The organism is Pseudoalteromonas sp. T1lg22, from assembly GCF_002964645.1.
Lineage (GTDB): Bacteria > Pseudomonadota > Gammaproteobacteria > Enterobacterales > Alteromonadaceae > Pseudoalteromonas.
The window spans coordinates 229,611-248,406 of record NZ_PQBY01000002.1; the positions used below are offsets into that span (position 1 = coordinate 229,611).

Here is an 18,796-nt window from a genome sequence, read left to right on the forward strand (position 1 = left end):
CCTTCCTATTCGGCTAAATCTTAGGCGGCGGTTAACACCCTACTAACCTAGCTAACAAAAATCCGGACCTCTGCCTTATGTGACCCGGCCAATGTGCCATGGTTAAGCGTCATTTTTATTATTCAGGGCACGACGATATTCACGCCACTGGGTTTCGCCACTTAAGCGGTAGAATAAATCGGCAAAACGAATATGCTGTTTCGGCCTTGCCAGCTCGGCCAACCACAAATTTCTGTATAGGGGCGTCACCCCAACTTCCGATTGCTCCATCAGACTTTGCCCAACGCTGGGTTTATAGCCACGGCCATTGTCACAATAGGCACTGGCCGCCCAGCCTGGCGGCGCTCTGTCGCCAACCACAAGATTGGCATAGAGCTGCCCTTGTTGCTCACAGGCCCCCTGCTGCTCCTTAGGTGCCGGATACTCATCGGTAAAGCCGCTAAAGTGCAAGAGCTCATGGATAAACACATGATAGGGTGCATTCACTCCCAACTGCATAATACCGCCTTGAACATTGGCCAGCCCGCCGTCTGTCATCATCACGATAAAATCAAAACCCGCTGGCACTTGCTCCGGCGTTTGCGCCAAAGGCTGCCAGTCACAGCGACTAAAACTGTCACTTGTGCCTTGGCAGTTTAGGGTATCACCCAAATAGTGAGGCTCGGACAGGCATAACAATCCGGTACCAGGTTCAGGCTTGGCCTGATATCTGCGGCGCAACTGCTGCAGCTTATCCATGGCCGCCAGGCTGTTGCCGAGCAAAAGCAGATTATAGCGACAGGATTGCGCCTGGATTTGCCGCAAATTTGTGCCAAAGCCCAAACTTTTTGCGACATCATGGCCCTCGACGCCCACCTTTAAGCCAAGGTGAAAGCGCCGCCGATATTCAAGCTCATCGGGTAAAGGATAAACGCGGCCTATCTCGGCCAGCACCTGCCAGTGCCCTTGCTGCGCCAGCGTCTCGGCCAGTTGTTGCCAAAGTTGCGCCGCTGGGCGCTGCTCGCCTTTAGCAGCTAAGGCCTGCTGCCAGTATAAACGGGCACCATCAAAGTCATTTTTTTTCAGCAGGTGTTGGGCCAGTAATAGCTGGGCCTGAGGTGCGCCGTCTGTAGCTAGGCGGCGCAATACGGCTTCGCTATAATGCCGATAGCTTAGTTGTGTTGGGCTGTGATAAAACCAAAAGGTGGCGGCGGCGGCATTATTTTGCGCCTGATACTGCACCAGTGCGGGGCTTTGACTCATACTCCCACACAGGCTTAGCAGCAAGATAAAAAATAGGCTAGTGCGCACCCTCGCCTGCCATTATGTCCAGCTCAAGGCGTGCATATTTATATTCGACAAACTCGTATACATTGGTCGAAAGCGCCAGTTTAAAGTAGTCGCTGGCCAGGGTATTTTCGCCCTTGGCCTGATGGCTTTTAGCGATATAAAAATAGGCTTCACACAAGCGCTCGGCATATTCCTGATGTGATTCCACACCCTCTGCCAAGGTTCCTAACAGCGCCTTTTCGGTGATTTTACCCTGATAAAAGGCCACCAGTTGATAGGCCCAGTTTTGCGGGTCCAAAGCTTGTGCCATATCTCTTAAGTTGGCTTTGGCTTTAAGTGGGTCTTCGTCACGCTCCGCTAAATAAACCCAAAGCACCCGATACGGGTCATCTGGGGCAAAGCGCAAAAAGGCCTGCAAATCATCGCTGGCTAATCCCGGGCGTTCGCCGTAATACAAGGCAATGCCACGGTTGAGATAGGCGTATTCATGCTCGCTGTTAAGCTCCAGCACTGAATCGAACATTTCATAGGCCTTGCCGTATTGCTGCATCAGGGTGTGATGAATACCAAGGAAGTTATACACCTCGGCCAGGTCCGGCTTAAGGTTAACCGCACGGCTAAAATCGATGCGCGCCAGGGTGCTTAACCCCAGGCTGTCGAATAGCTTACCGCGATCATAATAAAGTAATGCTTGCTGATCACTGGGCAGATCGGCCTGCTCTATCAGCTCGCTATAACGGGCTACCGCCACTTCGCTGCGGTAATCGCTCGGCAGAGGTGCGGCAAAAGGTACGGTAACAACATATTGGGGACTATCTGGTACGGATTGGCAACCGGTTAAGAGTAGCGTGATAACGCCGGCTACCGTAAGCGATAATGTTTTTCTCAAAGTCCTATACCTATAATCCGTGCATGGATTTTCATTAAACCATAAAAAAGGGGCCTAAACAGCCCCTTTTACTATGCTTTTATCGCTTATTCGGCGTCTTTTGCCGCTTCCGCTGCTGGCGCGCTCTGGTCTTGCGCCTCTTTGATGCTTAGGCGTACACGGCCCTGGCGATCAACTTCTAGTACCTTAACCTTCACTTCCTGACCTAGGCTTAGGTGGTCGGCAACATTGTTTACACGCTCATCACTGATCTGTGAGATGTGTACCAGGCCGTCTTTACCAGGTAGAACGTTAACGAAAGCACCGAAATCAACGATACGTACTACTTTACCTTCGTAGATGGTACCTACTTCCAGCTCAGCTGTTAATTGCTCAACGCGAGCGATGGCAGCGCGCGCGCTCTCACCGTCAGTGGCTGCAATCTTAACTGTACCGTCGTCTTCAATTTCAATGGTAGTACCGGTTTCTTCGGTAAGCGCACGGATAGTAGCGCCACCTTTACCGATAACGTCGGCAATCTTCTTAGGTGGGATGTTCACTACATAGATACGCGGCGCGTAATCAGAAAGCTCAGCCGCAGGCGCAGAGATGGCTTCATCCATCACACTTAGGATGTGTAGACGAGCTGCTTGGGCTTGGTTAAGAGCGATCTGCATGATTTCTTTAGTGATACCTTCGATCTTGATATCCATTTGTAGTGCGGTAACACCTGCAGCGGTACCGGCTACTTTAAAGTCCATATCGCCCAGGTGATCTTCGTCACCCAAGATGTCAGAAAGAACAACGAAGTTATCGCCTTCCTTCACTAGACCCATGGCGATACCAGCTACAGATGCCTTAGTAGGAACACCGGCGTTCATTAGCGCAAGTGATGTACCACATACAGACGCCATTGATGAAGAACCGTTAGACTCAGTGATTTCAGATACCACACGGATTGAGTACGGGAACTCTTCAAGTGTAGGAAGTACAGCAGCAATACCGCGCTTAGCCAGGTTACCGTGACCGATTTCACGACGCTTAGGCGAACCAACAAAGCCAGTTTCACCCACACAGAACGGAGGGAAGTTGTAGTGCAACATGAAACGGTTAGTAGAAGTACCTGTTAGGTCGTCGATCATCTGAGAATCACGCTCTGTACCTAGTGTTGCCGTTACTAGCGCCTGAGTTTCACCACGGGTGAAGATAGCACTACCGTGAGTACGGGCTAGTACGCCAGTTTTCACGTCAAGGGCACGAACCATTTCAGGTGAACGACCATCGATACGCTGTTCACCAGCGATGATGCGACCACGAACGATTTTCTTCTCAAGTGAACCGAACTCGCCTGATACTTCTTGCTCGTCCAGGCTTTCGTCTTCGCCAAGCTCAGCGCTTAGTTTTTCGATCACTTCTGCTTTCGCTGCGCTAAGAGCGTCTTTACGCGCTACCTTGTCGGTAATGCGGTATGCTTCACCGATTTTCTCTTCGGCGATAGCAGCAACCTTACCCGCTAGGGTTTCATCTTTTGCTGGCGCAGTCCAATCCCAAGCTGCTTTACCCGCTTCGGCTTTAAACTCGTTGATAGCATTGATGATGGCTTGTGATTGCTCATGACCGTAAACAACGGCGCCAAGCATTACGTCTTCAGGAAGCGTTTCAGCTTCTGATTCAACCATAAGTACGGCGTTATCTGTACCAGCAACAACTAGGTCTAGCTTGCTTGTTTTAAGCTCGGTTAGTGATGGGTTCAATACGTACTGACCATCGATGTAACCTACGCGTGATGCACCGATAGGACCGTTAAATGGAATACCAGAAAGCGCTAGGGCCGCAGAAGTACCAATTAGGGCAACGATATCAGGCTGGATTTCAGGGTTTACTGAAACTACTGTCGCGATTACCTGAACTTCGTTTACGAAGCCTTTAGGGAAAAGTGGACGAATTGGACGGTCGATTAGACGCGCGATAAGCGTTTCGCCGTCGTTAGGACGACCTTCACGCTTTAAGAAACCACCTGGGATACGGCCGGCCGCATACATTTTTTCTTGGTAGTTAACGGTTAGAGGGAAGAAATCCTGACCTGGGTTTGCTTCACGACGACCTACTACGGTTACAAGTACCGAAGTATCGCCGATGCTTGCTAGTACCGCACCGTCTGCCTGACGGGCAATAGCGCCGGTTTCTAGAGTTACAGTGTGTTGTCCGTACTGAAATTCTTTAATAATTGCTTGCACTTAATCATTCCTTAAGTTGCATATAACCTACTCAAAAGCCGAATTACCAGCCCTTAAATCAGGTTAAGAGGGTTTTCTTAAGCACCTCACCAATTACAGTAAATAACCACACTCGTGTGAATGCCTTTATTTACTACAATTGGCAATATGGTGCCATCTAGTTTGCTGTATTGCGAAACTTAGACAGAGCTAAGTATACTCGTCAAAGACGCACAAAAAAAGGGGCGATTAGGCCCCTTTTTTCAAACTGGTATCAAAGAATTAGCGACGTAGGCCAAGTTCTTTAATTAGCGCAGTGTAACGCTCGATGCTCTTACCTTTAAGGTAGTTAAGCAGGTTACGGCGCTGGCTTACTTTGCGAAGAAGACCACGACGTGAGTGGTTGTCTTGCTTGTGGCTTGCAAAGTGACCTTGAAGCTTGTTGATATCTGCAGTTAGAAGTGCAACTTGTACTTCAGGTGAACCAGTGTCGCCTTCAGCGCGTGCAAATTTAGCAATGATATCTGCTTTTTCTTGGTTGCTTAGTGACATAATTTACTCCAAAAAGTGAGTGTTTATATACGGTAAGAGCCGATCACTAATCCAGCCCCACCAATTGAGCGCGCTATTTTATCAAGCTGGCCAATAACTACAAGTTATTTGTGATGGCCACGGCACGCTTGGCTTTGAGATGACCGTGCTGATTGCGCTCACCCACACCAAGGAAACGCTCGCCACAACGTACGGCGCATACCTCTTCTGGTACCTCGCCGATGACCACGGTTTGACCATGGGCAAAGGCAATGGCCTGCTGCTCGTCAATCTCAACGCTGGGCAAATCTTGCACCGCCGTGTCCATTGGCAGTAACAGCGTATCTAATACTTCGCTCGGTGCCTTATCCTGGCTTTTAGCTTCATCAAGCAGGGCTTGAAGTTCGTCCAGAGTCACCATTTTCTCGGCAGGGTAATGACCTACCTTGGAGCGGTGCAGCATGATCACATGCGCGCCACAGCCCAATAACTCACCTAAATCGTCCACTATGGTACGAATATAGGTGCCTTTGGACACATGGGCGGTCATCTGAATTTCATTGGCCTGTTCATCGAACTCATCCAGAGTCAGGCTGTAAACGTTAATACGGCGACACTTGCGCGGCACTTCTATGCCTTCGCGGGCATACTTGTATAAAGGCTGACCTTGATACTTGAGCGCCGAATACATAGACGGATACTGATCTGACTCACCGATAAAACCAGCAACATGCTGCTCGATTTGCGCCTTGGTAACATTCACAGCACGGGTTTCGACAACCTCACCATCGGCATCCGAGGTGGTTGTACGCTCACCCAACTTGGCGCGCACCACGTAGGTTTTGTCGGTATCGAGCAGGAACTGACTGAACTTGGTCGCTTCGCCAAAACAAATAGGCAACATGCCTGTGGCTAAGGGATCAAGGGCGCCTGTGTGCCCCGCCTTCTGCGCAAAGTAAATGCCTTTCGCCTGCTGCAGAGCGCGGTTACTGGAAATGCCTTGGGGCTTATGCAGTAACAATACGCCATCGACCGGACGGCCTTTTGTACGTCTGGCCATGCTGCTTATTCTTCCTCGTCGCTGCTACCGCGCTTTTGCTTATCTTCGCGCATCACCGACTCAACCAGGTTAGAAATACGCATACCTTCAAGTAATGAAGTATCGATAACAAAACGTAGCTCAGGGACGATGCGGGCACGAATACGCTTGCCCAGCAGCGAACGAATGTAGCCACTGGCATCATTGAGAATACGCATGCTTTGCTTGGTTTTGCTTTCGTCTTCTTGATTGAACACGGTCACAAAAATTTTCGCGTAAGACAAATCGCGCGATACTTCAACCGCAGACACGGTTACCATGCCTAAACGCGGGTCTTTAATTTCCCGTTGGATGATCACCGCAATTTCTTTTTGGATCTGTTGCGCTACGCGCTCTGTGCGAGAAAATTCTCTCATTTTCACCACTTATATTTAGGATACCGGCACGCGCACAGAGCACGGCAGGTATTACACAATCACAAATGGGGGCACAAGGGCCCCCATCAAATTTACTTAATGATCAAGGTTATAGAGAACGTTGTACTTCAACGATTTCAAATACCTCGATTTGGTCACCGACCTTAACGTCATTATAGTTCTTAACGCCGATACCACATTCCATACCGTTGCGAACTTCTTGTACGTCGTCTTTGAAGCGACGTAGTGATTCAAGTTCACCTTCGTAGATAACCACGTTTTCACGAAGTACACGGATTGGGTTAGAACGCTTGACCACACCTTCGGTAACCATACAGCCTGCAACCGCACCGATCTTAGGTGACTTAAACACGTCACGTACTTCGGCAAGACCGATGATCTCTTGTTTGAACTCAGGAGCAAGCATACCAGTCATGGCCTGCTTCACTTCTTCGATCAGGTCGTAGATTACGCTGTAGTAACGCAGGTCTAGGTTTTCAGCTTCGATAACCTTACGCGCTGAAGCGTCGGCACGAACGTTGAAACCAACCATGATGGCGTTAGAAGCAGCCGCAAGGGAAGCGTCAGTTTCGGTGATACCACCTACACCACTACCTACGATCTTCACTTTCACTTCGTCAGTAGAAAGCTTCACAAGTGAATCAGAGATGGCTTCAACAGAACCTTGTACGTCCGCTTTCAGTACGATATTCACTTCTGAGATATCGCCTTCGGTCATGTTGGTGAACATGTTCTCAAGCTTAGCTTTTTGCTGACGCGCCAGCTTCACTTCACGGAACTTACCTTGACGGTATAGAGCAACTTCACGGGCCTTACGCTCATCGCGAACAACCGTTGCTTCGTCACCAGCTGCAGGTACACCAGAAAGACCTAAGATCTCTACCGGGATTGAAGGGCCTGCTTCTTTGATTTCTTCACCGTTTTCATCGCGCATTGCACGAACACGGCCATACTCAAGACCACAAAGAACGATATCACCTTGCTTTAGCGTACCTTCTTGTACCAGTACAGTAGCTACCGGACCACGGCCTTTATCAAGGCGAGATTCGATTACCACACCTGAGGCCATGCCTTCAGAAACAGCGGTTAGCTCAAGGATTTCCGATTGCATTAGTACGGCTTCAAGTAGCTCGTCAACGCCCTGGCCGGTTTTAGCCGAGATGTGTACGAATTGCGTCTCACCGCCCCAGTCTTCTGGGATAACGTCTAGCTGAGCTAGTTCGTTCTTAACGCGATCTGGATCGGCGCCTTCTTTATCCATCTTGTTCACGGCAACAATCAGAGGTACTTCAGCCGCTTTAGCGTGCTGTACCGCTTCTTTGGTCTGTGGCATTACGCCATCGTCCGCAGCAACAACCAGGATTACGATATCCGTCGCTTTCGCACCACGAGCACGCATTGAGGTAAATGCCGCGTGTCCCGGAGTATCAAGGAAGGTGATCATGCCGTTGTCAGTATCAACATGGTATGCACCAATGTGCTGGGTAATACCACCGGCCTCGCCCGAAGCAACTTTAGCTTTACGGATGTAGTCCAGAGTCGATGTTTTACCGTGGTCAACGTGACCCATTACGGTTACTACCGGTGCACGAGATTCAGCTTTACCGCCTTCGCTGCGGTCGCTTAGTACTTTCTCTTCCAGTTCGTTTTCACGAACTACCACAACCTTGTGACCCATTTCTTCTGCAACTAGCTGTGCAGTTTCCTGGTCGATAACCTGGTTAATGGTTACCATGTCGCCCATTTTCATCATGGTCTTAACGACTTCGGCACCCTTTACCGCCATACGTGAAGCAAGCTCGGCAACCGTGATGGTTTCACCGATACGTACTTCTTGCTTCTTATCGGCAACTGGCTTTTGGAAACCATGCTGTAAAGAAGTAGGCGCTTTAAGCTTACCTTTTTTACCCTTGCCCATTTTTAGTGGTGCTTCGGCAGTTTCTTTGCCCTTAGGCTTTTTCTTTTTACGACGCGCGCTTTTCTCTTCGCGTGCATCTGACTCGTCTTCCGCTTCACGTGCATAGGTAGAAGTAGTTAGGTGGTGATCCGCCGTTTCTTCACGACGTTTACGTTCCTCTTCCTCTTTCTTCCAACGCGCTTCGTTTTCTTCGGCTAGGCGACGAGCTTCTTCTGCTTGACGTTGTGCTTCTTCTTCGGCTTTCTTCAATGCTGCCTCTTCTGCTTCTTTCTGTAAGCGCTCTGCTTCATCACGTTCTTTCTGAGTTTGCGCCTCATCCTTTGCAGAACCTTTACTTTCTTTGCGCTGTGCTTCGGCTTTACGCTTCGCTTCTTCTTTGGCTTTACGTTCGGCTTCTTCTTTGGCCTTGCGCTCTGCCTCTTCGTTCGCTTTACGCTCGGCTTCTTCTTTAGCCTTACGCTCCGCTTCTAATTTAGCCTGTGCTTCGGCTTCAAGACGCTCCTGCTCTTGTGCTTCTAGACGCGCTTGTTCCTGCTGCTCTTCTAGGGCACTTTTCTTCACATAGGTACGCTTTTTACGCACTTCGACCTGCACTGCCTTCGCCTTACCGGTTGAACCGGTTACGCTTAGGGTGCTTTTCTTCTTGCGTTGCAAAGTCATACGCTCTGGGCCTGAGGCACCAGCGCCGCCATGCTGCTTAGACAAGTGATCAAGCAGTTGCTCTTTTTCCGACTCGTTTACCTGGTCACCCGCTTGCTTTTTAATGCCCGCGCTGTCCAATTGCTGTAGCAATTTATCAACAGTTGTACCAATGTCCTCGGCCAGTTTTGTTACACTTACTTCTGCCATATTCTTTGTTACCTCCGTTAATAAATTACTCGTCACCGAACCAGCAAATATTACGTGCAGCCATAATTAGGTCGCCCGCTTCCTGCTCAGAAAGCTCAGTAATTTCTACTAGTTCGTCGATGCCCTGCTCGGCTAGATCTTCAAGCGTTACTACGCCCTTGCTCGCCATAACAAAGGCAAGGTGACGATCTAGGCCATCCAGGTTTAATAGGTCTTCAGCCGGCTCTGCGCCTTCTAGGCTTTCTTCGTCTTTCAATGCCTTGGTGGTCAACGCGTCTTTGGCACGATTACGCAGCTCTTCAACTGTGTCCTCGTCCAGACCATCGATTTCCAAGAATTCGCTGGTTGGTACATAGGCCACTTCTTCTAGCGTTGAGAAGCCTTCACCGATAAGTAGCTCGGCGAAATCGTCATCGATGTCCAAACCTTCGGTGAACAGGGTGATCAGCTTGTCTGACTCAGCCTGGTTCTTTTCCTGCATGTCTGCAACTGTCATTACATTTAGCTCCCAACCTGTAAGTTGGCTTGCTAAACGCACGTTTTGGCCGTTACGACCGATGGCTTGTGCCAGGTTATCCGCTTCAACGGCGATATCCATTGAACGTGAGTCTTCGTCCATCACGATAGAAGCAACTTCTGCCGGCGCCATGGCGTTGATAACGAACTGCGCTGGGTTGTCATCGTAAAGCACGATATCAACACGCTCACCGCCCAATTCACCGGATACCGCTTGCACACGTGCACCACGCATACCCACGCAGGCACCAACAGGGTCGATACGCTTGTCATTTGATTTAACAGCAATCTTTGCACGTGAGCCTGGGTCACGAGCGGCCGCACGTAGCTCGATCATCTCTTCGCCAATTTCCGGCACCTCGATGCGGAATAGCTCCATTAGCATTTCCGGCTTAGAACGAGTTACAAATAACTGCGCGCCACGGGCTTCTGGACGTACCGCATAAAGCAGACCACGAACACGGTCGCCTGGGCGGAAGTTTTCGCGCGGTAGCATGTCATCACGGTAGATAACGGCTTCGGCGTTGTTGCCTAAGTCAAGAATAATGGCTTCGCGGCTGGCTTTTTTAACCACACCTGTTACTAGCTCACCTTCTTGGTCTTTATAAGCTTCAACCACAAGGGCACGCTCGGCTTCACGTACTTTTTGTACGATAACCTGCTTGGCCATTTGCGTGGTGATACGGTCAAACTTGATTGACTCAATTTGTTCTTCAACGTAATCGCCAAGCTGCTTTTCTGGCTCTTCAACCTGCGCCGCTTCAAGAGTGATTTCGCGGTACGGGTTTTCTAAGCTGCCATCTTCAAGCGCTTCAACGATTTGCCAGCGACGGAAAGTGTCGTATTCGCCGGTTTTACGGTCGATAGATACACGCACTTCGATGTCGCCATCATGTTTTTTCTTTGTTGCGGTCGCTAGTGCGAACTCTAATGCTTCAAAAATTTTCTCTTTGGGGACCGCTTTTTCATTGGAAACGGCTTCCGCCACCAACAGTATTTCTTTTGCCATAGGTATTGCCTCGCTTGCCCTATTTCTTCGCACTGAAATTAAAATTTGGCGATGATGTTCGCACGCTCAATGTTGCTTATCATGAGCATGTGCTCTTGGTTATCAACATTAATTGTGATCATATCACCGTTAACTGCTACTAAATCGCCCTTGAAATTACGGCGACCATCTTGCGGAAGCTTAGTTCTCAACCTGACTTCCTCACCCACTGCATTTTGATAATGTTCTGGTTTGAACAGTGGACGATCGACTCCAGGTGAAGACACTTCCAAATCATATTCATTGGTAATGGGATCTTCTACGTCGAGGATCGCGCTAACTTGACGACTGACATCCGCACAGTTATCTACCGTAATACCGTCTGGGTGATCAATATACACACGCAAGGTGGAATGACGACCAGCTTGAGTAAACTCAAGTCCCAGGAGCTCAAAGCCTAATGCTTCGACCGCCGGAGTTAACATCTCGGTTAATGTTTGTTCGAGCTTTGTCACGAAACTTCTCCATAGAAACAAAAAAAGGGCTAATGCCCCATTTTCAATACAGATACAATAACGCCCCGAACCAAGCGGGGCGTCACACTGGAAATATTTACTCAAAAAGTAAACACTTCCTGATTTTCTGTGCGGCCTAGGGCCTAGCTTGGCGCGGGCTATATCCGTACGATAAAACCGCTGCGACGACTTAGCAAAATCACTTCCGCTAAACGCAAAACGCGCATTGCAAAGAATGCGCGACATCACATAAAGCAAGTAGAGCGAATATCTCTACCTCTTTATAAATCTGCTGCCTGAAGGGTCACTATGTACCAACTTCATTTATGGCGACTATTATAGTGCCCTAGTAATTAATAAGCAACCTTCGAGAACCGTTAGAGCCTGAATTAACAAGGCCTTTACACGAAAAAGCAAGCTCACTACATAGTTTCTAAATTTGTTTCTACTTGGGAAGTAGTAAGGCCGACAACCCATCTAAAGCTCCCCAACCAGAGACTAAACTATAAATATTGCCATGATATTCCCCAACAGAAGCATGGTGACTATAAAGATAGCGACTGTTCTGACCTTGTTGCTAAATTTCCGATCCCATTTGCCAAAGCCTAAAAAGCATAACCACGCCAATCCCAATACGATCGCTAACCCCGGATTGGCAGCCGCCAATGCCACGAAAATAATGAATTCCATTTACATCCCTTTCCCATGTTAGTGAATAGTTCTATGAGCCAATGGAACACATTCATAGAGCTCTTTAACTTATTTGCAATCCGAGGAACACTGGATTGCACTGCAAGACACCCAATGGCAATTCCAGTGTAGCAAGGATCCGTTATATTGGCGGCTCTAAAGAAAAGATTCGTCCTGGTTTTTATAAATATTAGCAGCAGCAATAGCGACACATGTGCCGCTAATTGACGGCGCCTCAGCTAATTAATAAAACTTCAATTAGTTATACCAACTCAACTAAATAGCTAATGATTCTAGCGGGCTAAATATCATGCTCTCGGCGTTGGAGTTACCCGGATTCAAGGAAAAATATTGGCTTTTAAAACAAACTCATAGTGTTTGAACGCCCCTGCATAGAGAACTGCCATGCGACATAAATACAATCCTAATCTATGCGCTCAATTTACAACCTGGGACTTGGTTAAAACGTTTAGTTTGAGTATTCAAAGGGAGAGATTTTAGCCATCTTAACAAGTACTAGTTCTATAAGAATTAAGCTCTACTACCAGAAGCTGTACTAAGAAATGTGTTGCCTAAGGCTTTGAATATTCTAAGAGAGATTAAATTATCTTGGACATAAAAAAGTCCAAATCCCCTAATATATATTAGATAATTTGGACTTCTTGGGTTCTTAGAGAACCTTAATTTGGTGCCGTGAGCGGGACTTGAACCCGCACGAGCATAGCTCACCACCCCCTCAAGATGGCGTGTCTACCAATTCCACCACCACGGCTTAATTTTTTAGTTTGGAACGTCCGGGTTGTTAGAACCCTTTTCTTCCTCAACAGGAACATCTGATACTGGTTGCTCAACGGTTTCTACCGCTGGTGCACCTTCTAGATTTTCCCATTGATCAGTTTGCTTGATTTGACCAGCAGTTAGGTTACCTAACACTATGCTCAAAACGAAGAAAACCGTGGCCAGTACTGTGGTCGTTTTAGTCATAAAGTTACCCGCACCCGATGAACCGAAAACGGTTGCCGAGGCACCAGCACCAAATGACGAACCCATGTCAGCACCTTTACCTTGTTGAATTAGCACGAAACCAATTAAGGCTAATGCAACAATTAAATAAACTACTAAAAGAATTTCGTACATTTAACTCTATCCTTTTGCACTTTCGCAGATGCTGATAAAAGCATCTTTTTTAAGACTGGCGCCACCAATCAGGCCACCATCTATATCTGCTTGTGCAAATAATTCACTACTGTTTTGCTCATTAACGCTGCCACCATATAAGATAAGCAGTCGCTGTGCGATTTCACTGTCTAGCGAAGCGATTTTCGCACGAATAAATTGGTGTACTTGTTGAGCTTGTTCCGGCGATGCGGTTTTACCCGTGCCTATGGCCCAAACCGGCTCGTATGCTACCACAGATTGCGATAACGCAGCCACACCTAATTTTTCAATCACCGCGTCAATTTGCGCGCTGATCACTGATTCTGTTTCGTTTTGCTCGCGCTGCTGCTCTGTTTCACCAACACAAAGCACGGGGGTTAAGCCCTGCTGCTGTGCCATGGCAAATTTAGCGGCAACATCCTCATTACTTTCGCCGAAAATATGGCGACGTTCCGAGTGACCAACCAGGGCAAAGCTTGCACCTAATTCTTTGGCCAGCGAGGCTTGAATCTCACCTGTATAAGCGCCGGATTCATATTCAGAAACGGTTTGAATACCCGTTACTACACCTTGCTGCGCCGCACTCGCAACTAGCAATGCGGGAACAAAAAGTGCCACATCAACATCTTGGCCAGCTACGGCTTTTAGCTCGGGGGCCATTTCATTAAGCAGCTCTAAGGAGCCATTTAACTTCCAATTTCCAGCCACCAGGGGCTTACGTGATGCCATGTTTTACTCCATGTTCGAAAGCGGGCGAGATACTAACTCGACTCGCCCTAAGTTACAAGAAGTTATTTTTAGAGCGCCGTTTAACTGCTCACACTTTCAACAACTTGCGCGATTTTACTGCTGTAATCCAGCACCTGATTTTGGTCTTCGGCTTCTACCATAACGCGCACTACAGGCTCGGTGCCTGACTTACGCAGCAGCACCCGGCCCTTGCCCGCAAGCAGCTCTTGTGCTTCGCTTACCGCGGCGAGTACTTCAGGGTTTAGGGTCGGATCTGTGCCCGGCTGGTAGCGCACATTGATCATATTCATCGGGTACTTAACAAAGCCGTTGCCCAGATCGCGCAGGGTTTTGTTGCTGGTCACCATAGCGGCCAGCACCTGCAGGCTTGAAATAATGCCGTCACCGGTACTGATCAGATCAAGATTCAACACATGACCCGAGCTTTCACCACCGATTTTCCAGCCTTTTTCTTTAAGCAACGCCATTACATAGCGGTCGCCAACCTTGGAGCGTTCAAAACCAATACCCTTGGCTTTAAGCGCATTTTCCAAGCCCATATTCGACATCACGGTACCAACAACGCCGCCACCTAACTCACCTTGCTCATGCAGGGCACAGGCAATGATATAAACTATGTCATCGCCGTCGAATACTTCTCCGTGCTGGTCGACCATCATCACGCGGTCACCATCGCCATCGTAAGCGATGCCCACATCGGCACCCTCTTCAATTACCTTACGCTGCAAGGCGGCAACATCTGTGGCACCACATTTAGCATTAATGTTGAGGCCATTGGGTTCACATGCGAAGGGGATCACCTCGGCACCGAGCTCCTGCATTACCGCAGGGGCAATATGGTAGGTGGCACCATTGGCGCAATCGAGTACGATTTTCAAACCTTCAAGGGAGTGACCTTGCGGGAATTGGCTCTTACAGAATTCGATATAACGGCCATCGGCGCTCACCAGGCGGCGCGCTTTACCCAGCTTTTCGGAAGGTACACATTCCATGTCCTGATCCATCATGGCTTCAATTTCCAGCTCCACCGCATCCGGTAGTTTCAAACCTTCGCTGGAGAAGAATTTAATGCCGTTATCATGGTAAGGGTTATGAGAGGCACTGATCACTATACCCGCTTCGGCGCGGAAGGTTTGTGTTAAATACGCCACCGCCGGAGTCGGCATGGGGCCAAGCAAAACCACATCTATGCCCGCGGCAATAAGCCCAGCTTCCAACGAGGTTTCTAGCATATAGCCGGAAATGCGCGTGTCTTTGCCAATTATCACTTTTTTTGTGCCAATTTTTGATAGCACTTTACCCGCAGCCCAACCCAGTTTGAGGGCAAACTCAGGAGTGATCGGGTATTGCCCGACCAGGCCACGAACACCGTCGGTGCCAAAATATTTTCTGTTACTCATTCTTGTTACTCCTGTACTCTTATTCTTGCGGCTGCACATCTGTGGGCCGTAACATCGCCTGGTGCACCCGCAACAGGTCGACGGTTTCTTGAACATCATGAACGCGCACTATGGCCGCGCCCTTTTGCATGCAAATCAGGGCTCCCGCCAGGCTGGCGCTAAGTCTTTGGTCTGCCGGTCGCCCCAGCAGCTGCCCAAACATGGATTTGCGTGAAAGTCCGGTCAATACCGGGTAGCCAAGCTGTTGCATCTGCTCAAGCTCAGCCAGTAATTGATAATTGTGTTGCAATGACTTACCAAAGCCAAAACCAGGATCCACTATTATATGCTCGGCTTTAATGCCTGCGTCGATGCAGGTTTGCGCGCGCTCGGCCAAATAGCTGCATACCTCGGCGGTCACATCCTTATAATCCGGTGCATCCTGCATGGATCTCGGCTGCCCCTGCATATGCATAAGACATACGGGAACATCCAAAGCCACTGCTGCCTGCAACGCGCCTGGTTCCTGCAAGGCACGCACATCATTAATAATATCGGCACCGGCCTGAACCGCCGCTGTCATTACCACAGCCTTACTGGTGTCTATGGAGATCACACAATCGGATTGCGCGCGTATCGCCTTGATCACAGGAACAACCCGTTCAAGTTCTTCTTGCTCAAGAACGTCCGCTGCACCTGGGCGGGTTGATTCACCACCTATATCAATAATGGTGGCACCCTGCTCAAGCATAGCTAAGGCTCTTTTGACAGCGTCATCAAAATCGTTGTGCTGACCGCCGTCAGAAAAGGAATCTGGCGTGACATTGAGTATCCCCATCACCTGTGGGGTGCTAAGGTCGAGGAAACGACCTCGGGGTAAAGATAACATGGCTACTCTTCCCTAAAATTAAAAAGCCCAGATCCCTTAGGCGAATGCTAAGTGAGGGCAGATAGATAAGATGATCCACAAGAAGGAAAAGCCCCAATATCTTTGGGGCTTGAATTTATTACTTGTCCTCTTCTGAGCCTGGCTTTTCATCTTGTGCGGATGAAGTGCCTTGCTCCGGGGCCGATTTGTCAGGCTCTGCTGCCACTTGTGCCTTGGTGGCTTTGCGGTCATGGGCATCGCTCGGTGGACGAACTTCACGACGCGCCATTAGGTCATCAATTTGCTTGGCATCAATGGTTTCGTACTTCATCAGCGCGTCTTTCATGGTATGCAGGATATCCATGTTATCACGTAGGATTTGTTCAGCACGCTGGTAGTTGCGATCAGAGAGTTCACGCACTTCTACATCGATTGCTTTAGCTGTCTCATCCGACATACTCATGCTGCGAGAACCGCCGCGACCCATAAAGACTTCGCCTTCTTCTTCTGCATAAAGAAGTGGTCCCATTTTGGCGCTCAAACCCCACTGTGTAACCATCTTGCGAGCGATTTGTGTCGCGCGCTCAATGTCATTACTTGCACCAGTAGTTACCTTGTCATCGCCGTAAATCAAGGCTTCGGCAATACGGCCGCCATACAAGCTTGAAATCATAGATTCGAGGTGTTCTTTTGAGTGACTTACACGGTCTTGCTCCGGCAAGTACATGGTCACACCCAAGGCACGACCGCGCGGAATGATTGATACTTTATATACAGGGTCATGCTCTGGCACCATGCGGCCAACAATGGCGTGACCTGCTTCATGGTATGCAGTCATTTCTTTTTCTTGCTCAGACATCACCATGGACTTGCGCTCAGCACCCATCATGATCTTGTCTTTAGCGGCATCAAATTCGGCCATGCTCACCACGCGCTTGTTACCACGAGCGGCAAACAAAGCGGCTTCGTTTACCAGGTTGGCCAAATCGGCGCCTGAGAAACCAGGAGTACCACGGGCAATCACGGATGCTTCAACATCATCTGCCAAAGGTACTTTGCGCATATGCACCTTAAGAATTTGTTCACGACCGCGAATATCCGGCAAGCCTACCACCACTTGACGATCGAAACGACCTGGACGCAATAGCGCCGGATCCAGTACGTCTGGGCGGTTGGTGGCAGCTATTACGATAATGCCTTCATTACCTTCAAAGCCATCCATCTCTACCAGCATCTGGTTAAGCGTTTGCTCACGTTCATCGTGACCACCACCCATGCCGGCACCACGTTGGCGACCAACGGCATCGATTTCATCAATGAAGATGATACAAGGTGCTGCTTTTTTCGCTTGCTCGAACATGTCACGTACACGGGATGCACCCACACCTACGAACATTTCGACGAAATCAGAACCTGAGATAGTGAAAAACGGTACTTTGGCTTCACCGGCTACGGCCTTGGCCAGCAAGGTTTTACCCGTACCAGGAGGACCTACCATCAACACGCCCTTAGGAATGCTACCGCCAAGTTTTTGGAATTTAGACGGGTCGCGCAAGAAATCAACCAGCTCGGTTACATCTTCCTTGGCTTCATCACAACCGGCCACATCGGCAAAGGTGGTTTTAACCTGATCTTCGCTCATTAGGCGGGCTTTACTCTTACCGAAGGACATAGCGCCCTTGCCGCCACCGCCTTGCATCTGACGCATAAAGAAGATCCACACGCCGATCAACAGGAGCATAGGGAACCAGGAAATGAAAATGCTGGCTAACAGGGACTGCTCTTCAGGCTGAACACCCTTAGTGTTGACGTCGTTTTTCAACAAGTCATTCATCAGGTCTTCGTCATACATTGGCATGGTGGTTTGGAAACGCTCACCGCTGGACTTAACGCCAGTGATCGAGCCAGTGCCGCGATCAATCACGACTTCACGTACAGCACCATTGCGCACATCCTTTACGAATTGGGTGTAACTGGTTTGTCTGTCAACGCCTTCAGAGCCGTTAAAGCTTTGAAAAACAGACATTAAAACCACGGCAATAACAAGCCAGAGTATTAAATTCTTTGCCATATCACTCAAGGTGTTAACCTCTTGTATCTAAATTAATTAAGTTCAACTTTTCCCGACAACTGTACTACAGTTTGTAACCCGTCGCTACTATATATACCTCGCGAGAGCGCGGTCTTGACGCATCGGGCTTACGGATTTTTACGGTACGGAAACTCTCGCGCACGTCCTTCACGAACTGATCAAAACCTTCCCCCTGGAATACTTTGACCGCAAAAGCGCCGTTTTTCTTCAATACCTGATGACACATATCCAGTGCCAGTTCGACCAAATACATGCTGCCGGCCTGATCCGTGCTCATATTGCCGCTCATATTCGGCGCCATATCGGAAAAAACCACGTCGACGTTTTTACCATCGATACGATCTAACAAGGCGTTAAGCACTGCCTCTTCGCGGAAATCACCTTGCAGGAAGTCGACACCGGCCAGCGAGTCCATGGGCAGAATATCACAGGCAATCACCTGGCCATTATCACCCACCTGCTGTGCCAGGTACTGAGACCAGCTACCGGGAGCGGCACCTAGGTCCACCACCGCCATGCCGGGTTTGAGTAGTTTATCTTTTTGCTGAATTTCTTCGAGTTTGAACACCGCTCGCGAACGCCAGCCCTGTTTCTGTGCCTCATGAACATAATGATCGTCAAAATGCTCTTTTAGCCAGCGCTTTGAGCTCGCCGAGTGCTTTTTATTCGTCATAAATTAACACGTAACTTAATAGTAATATCTGCTAGATGGC

General features: G+C 49.0%; 16 protein-coding genes and 1 tRNA gene. All 17 read right to left on the bottom strand.

Annotated elements, in window-relative coordinates:
- Positions 1 to 102: 102 nt before the first annotated feature.
- The 17 genes from C2M24_RS01030 to rlmE all read right to left on the bottom strand — a co-directional run bounded on the left by C2M24_RS01030 (position 103) and on the right by rlmE (position 18,756).
- A complete protein-coding gene (locus tag C2M24_RS01030) occupies positions 103 to 1,242 on the bottom strand; it encodes a hypothetical protein (RefSeq protein WP_158683675.1) in 1,140 nt (379 codons plus the stop codon).
- Positions 1,243 to 1,279: 37 nt separating this feature from the next.
- Positions 1,280 to 2,158: a lipoprotein NlpI gene (gene nlpI / locus C2M24_RS01035; RefSeq protein ID WP_105213008.1), complete on the bottom strand. Its 879-nt coding sequence runs from the start codon at positions 2,156 to 2,158 to the stop codon at positions 1,280 to 1,282.
- An 86-nt stretch (positions 2,159 to 2,244) separates the two neighbouring features.
- Positions 2,245 to 4,374 (bottom strand): polyribonucleotide nucleotidyltransferase, encoded by a 2,130-nt coding sequence (gene pnp / locus C2M24_RS01040; protein ID WP_105201064.1) that lies wholly within the window; start codon positions 4,372 to 4,374, stop codon positions 2,245 to 2,247.
- A gap of 261 nt (positions 4,375 to 4,635) precedes the next feature.
- Entirely contained in the window at positions 4,636 to 4,905 is a 270-nt protein-coding gene (gene rpsO, locus C2M24_RS01045) for a 30S ribosomal protein S15 (protein WP_105201063.1), read from the bottom strand.
- 97 nt (positions 4,906 to 5,002) lie between these two features.
- Entirely contained in the window at positions 5,003 to 5,944 is a 942-nt protein-coding gene (truB, locus tag C2M24_RS01050; RefSeq protein ID WP_105201062.1) for a tRNA pseudouridine(55) synthase TruB, read from the bottom strand.
- Positions 5,945 to 5,949: 5 nt separating this feature from the next.
- Positions 5,950 to 6,339 (bottom strand): 30S ribosome-binding factor RbfA, encoded by a 390-nt coding sequence (gene rbfA / locus C2M24_RS01055; protein WP_105201061.1) that lies wholly within the window; start codon positions 6,337 to 6,339, stop codon positions 5,950 to 5,952.
- A gap of 109 nt (positions 6,340 to 6,448) precedes the next feature.
- Complete coding sequence (infB, locus tag C2M24_RS01060) at positions 6,449 to 9,127, bottom strand: translation initiation factor IF-2 (protein ID WP_105201060.1); 2,679 nt, start codon at positions 9,125 to 9,127, stop codon at positions 6,449 to 6,451.
- A gap of 25 nt (positions 9,128 to 9,152) precedes the next feature.
- Entirely contained in the window at positions 9,153 to 10,652 is a 1,500-nt protein-coding gene (gene nusA / locus C2M24_RS01065) for a transcription termination factor NusA (RefSeq protein ID WP_105201059.1), read from the bottom strand.
- A gap of 38 nt (positions 10,653 to 10,690) precedes the next feature.
- A complete protein-coding gene (gene rimP, locus C2M24_RS01070; RefSeq protein WP_105201058.1) occupies positions 10,691 to 11,146 on the bottom strand; it encodes a ribosome maturation factor RimP in 456 nt (151 codons plus the stop codon).
- A 498-nt stretch (positions 11,147 to 11,644) separates the two neighbouring features.
- A complete protein-coding gene (locus tag C2M24_RS01075; protein WP_105213009.1) occupies positions 11,645 to 11,836 on the bottom strand; it encodes a hypothetical protein in 192 nt (63 codons plus the stop codon).
- A 686-nt stretch (positions 11,837 to 12,522) separates the two neighbouring features.
- Positions 12,523 to 12,608: transfer RNA gene (locus C2M24_RS01080), tRNA-Leu, on the bottom strand.
- Between the two features lie 8 nt (positions 12,609 to 12,616).
- Positions 12,617 to 12,973, bottom strand: a complete 357-nt coding sequence (secG, locus tag C2M24_RS01085; protein WP_105201057.1) for a preprotein translocase subunit SecG — start codon at positions 12,971 to 12,973, stop codon at positions 12,617 to 12,619.
- 6 nt (positions 12,974 to 12,979) lie between these two features.
- Positions 12,980 to 13,723, bottom strand: coding sequence for a triose-phosphate isomerase (gene tpiA, locus C2M24_RS01090; RefSeq protein WP_105201056.1), 744 nt, complete (start codon positions 13,721 to 13,723; stop codon positions 12,980 to 12,982).
- 80 nt (positions 13,724 to 13,803) lie between these two features.
- Positions 13,804 to 15,144, bottom strand: a complete 1,341-nt coding sequence (glmM, locus tag C2M24_RS01095; protein ID WP_105213010.1) for a phosphoglucosamine mutase — start codon at positions 15,142 to 15,144, stop codon at positions 13,804 to 13,806.
- A gap of 19 nt (positions 15,145 to 15,163) precedes the next feature.
- Complete coding sequence (gene folP, locus C2M24_RS01100; RefSeq protein WP_105213011.1) at positions 15,164 to 16,012, bottom strand: dihydropteroate synthase; 849 nt, start codon at positions 16,010 to 16,012, stop codon at positions 15,164 to 15,166.
- A gap of 118 nt (positions 16,013 to 16,130) precedes the next feature.
- Positions 16,131 to 18,062, bottom strand: coding sequence for an ATP-dependent zinc metalloprotease FtsH (ftsH, locus tag C2M24_RS01105; RefSeq protein WP_233997987.1), 1,932 nt, complete (start codon positions 18,060 to 18,062; stop codon positions 16,131 to 16,133).
- A gap of 64 nt (positions 18,063 to 18,126) precedes the next feature.
- On the bottom strand, positions 18,127 to 18,756 hold the full coding sequence (gene rlmE / locus C2M24_RS01110; RefSeq protein ID WP_105201052.1) for a 23S rRNA (uridine(2552)-2'-O)-methyltransferase RlmE: 630 nt from the start codon (positions 18,754 to 18,756) through the stop codon (positions 18,127 to 18,129).
- Positions 18,757 to 18,796 lie beyond the last annotated feature (40 nt).

Excerpts from the sequence above, each read along its gene's own strand:
- C2M24_RS01030 (WP_158683675.1), bottom strand. The coding sequence starts at position 1,242 with ATGAGTCAAAGCCCCGCACTGGTGCAGTATCAGGCGCAAAATAATGCC.
- rpsO (WP_105201063.1), bottom strand. The coding sequence starts at position 4,905 with ATGTCACTAAGCAACCAAGAAAAAGCAGATATCATTGCTAAATTTGCA.
- truB (WP_105201062.1), bottom strand. The coding sequence starts at position 5,944 with ATGGCCAGACGTACAAAAGGCCGTCCGGTCGATGGCGTATTGTTACTG.
- rbfA (WP_105201061.1), bottom strand. The coding sequence starts at position 6,339 with ATGAGAGAATTTTCTCGCACAGAGCGCGTAGCGCAACAGATCCAAAAA.
- infB (WP_105201060.1), bottom strand. The coding sequence starts at position 9,127 with ATGGCAGAAGTAAGTGTAACAAAACTGGCCGAGGACATTGGTACAACT.
- nusA (WP_105201059.1), bottom strand. The coding sequence starts at position 10,652 with ATGGCAAAAGAAATACTGTTGGTGGCGGAAGCCGTTTCCAATGAAAAA.
- C2M24_RS01075 (WP_105213009.1), bottom strand. The coding sequence starts at position 11,836 with ATGGAATTCATTATTTTCGTGGCATTGGCGGCTGCCAATCCGGGGTTA.
- secG (WP_105201057.1), bottom strand. The coding sequence starts at position 12,973 with ATGTACGAAATTCTTTTAGTAGTTTATTTAATTGTTGCATTAGCCTTA.
- tpiA (WP_105201056.1), bottom strand. The coding sequence starts at position 13,723 with ATGGCATCACGTAAGCCCCTGGTGGCTGGAAATTGGAAGTTAAATGGC.
- glmM (WP_105213010.1), bottom strand. The coding sequence starts at position 15,144 with ATGAGTAACAGAAAATATTTTGGCACCGACGGTGTTCGTGGCCTGGTC.
- folP (WP_105213011.1), bottom strand. The coding sequence starts at position 16,012 with ATGTTATCTTTACCCCGAGGTCGTTTCCTCGACCTTAGCACCCCACAG.
- ftsH (WP_233997987.1), bottom strand. The coding sequence starts at position 18,062 with ATGGCAAAGAATTTAATACTCTGGCTTGTTATTGCCGTGGTTTTAATG.
- rlmE (WP_105201052.1), bottom strand. The coding sequence starts at position 18,756 with ATGACGAATAAAAAGCACTCGGCGAGCTCAAAGCGCTGGCTAAAAGAG.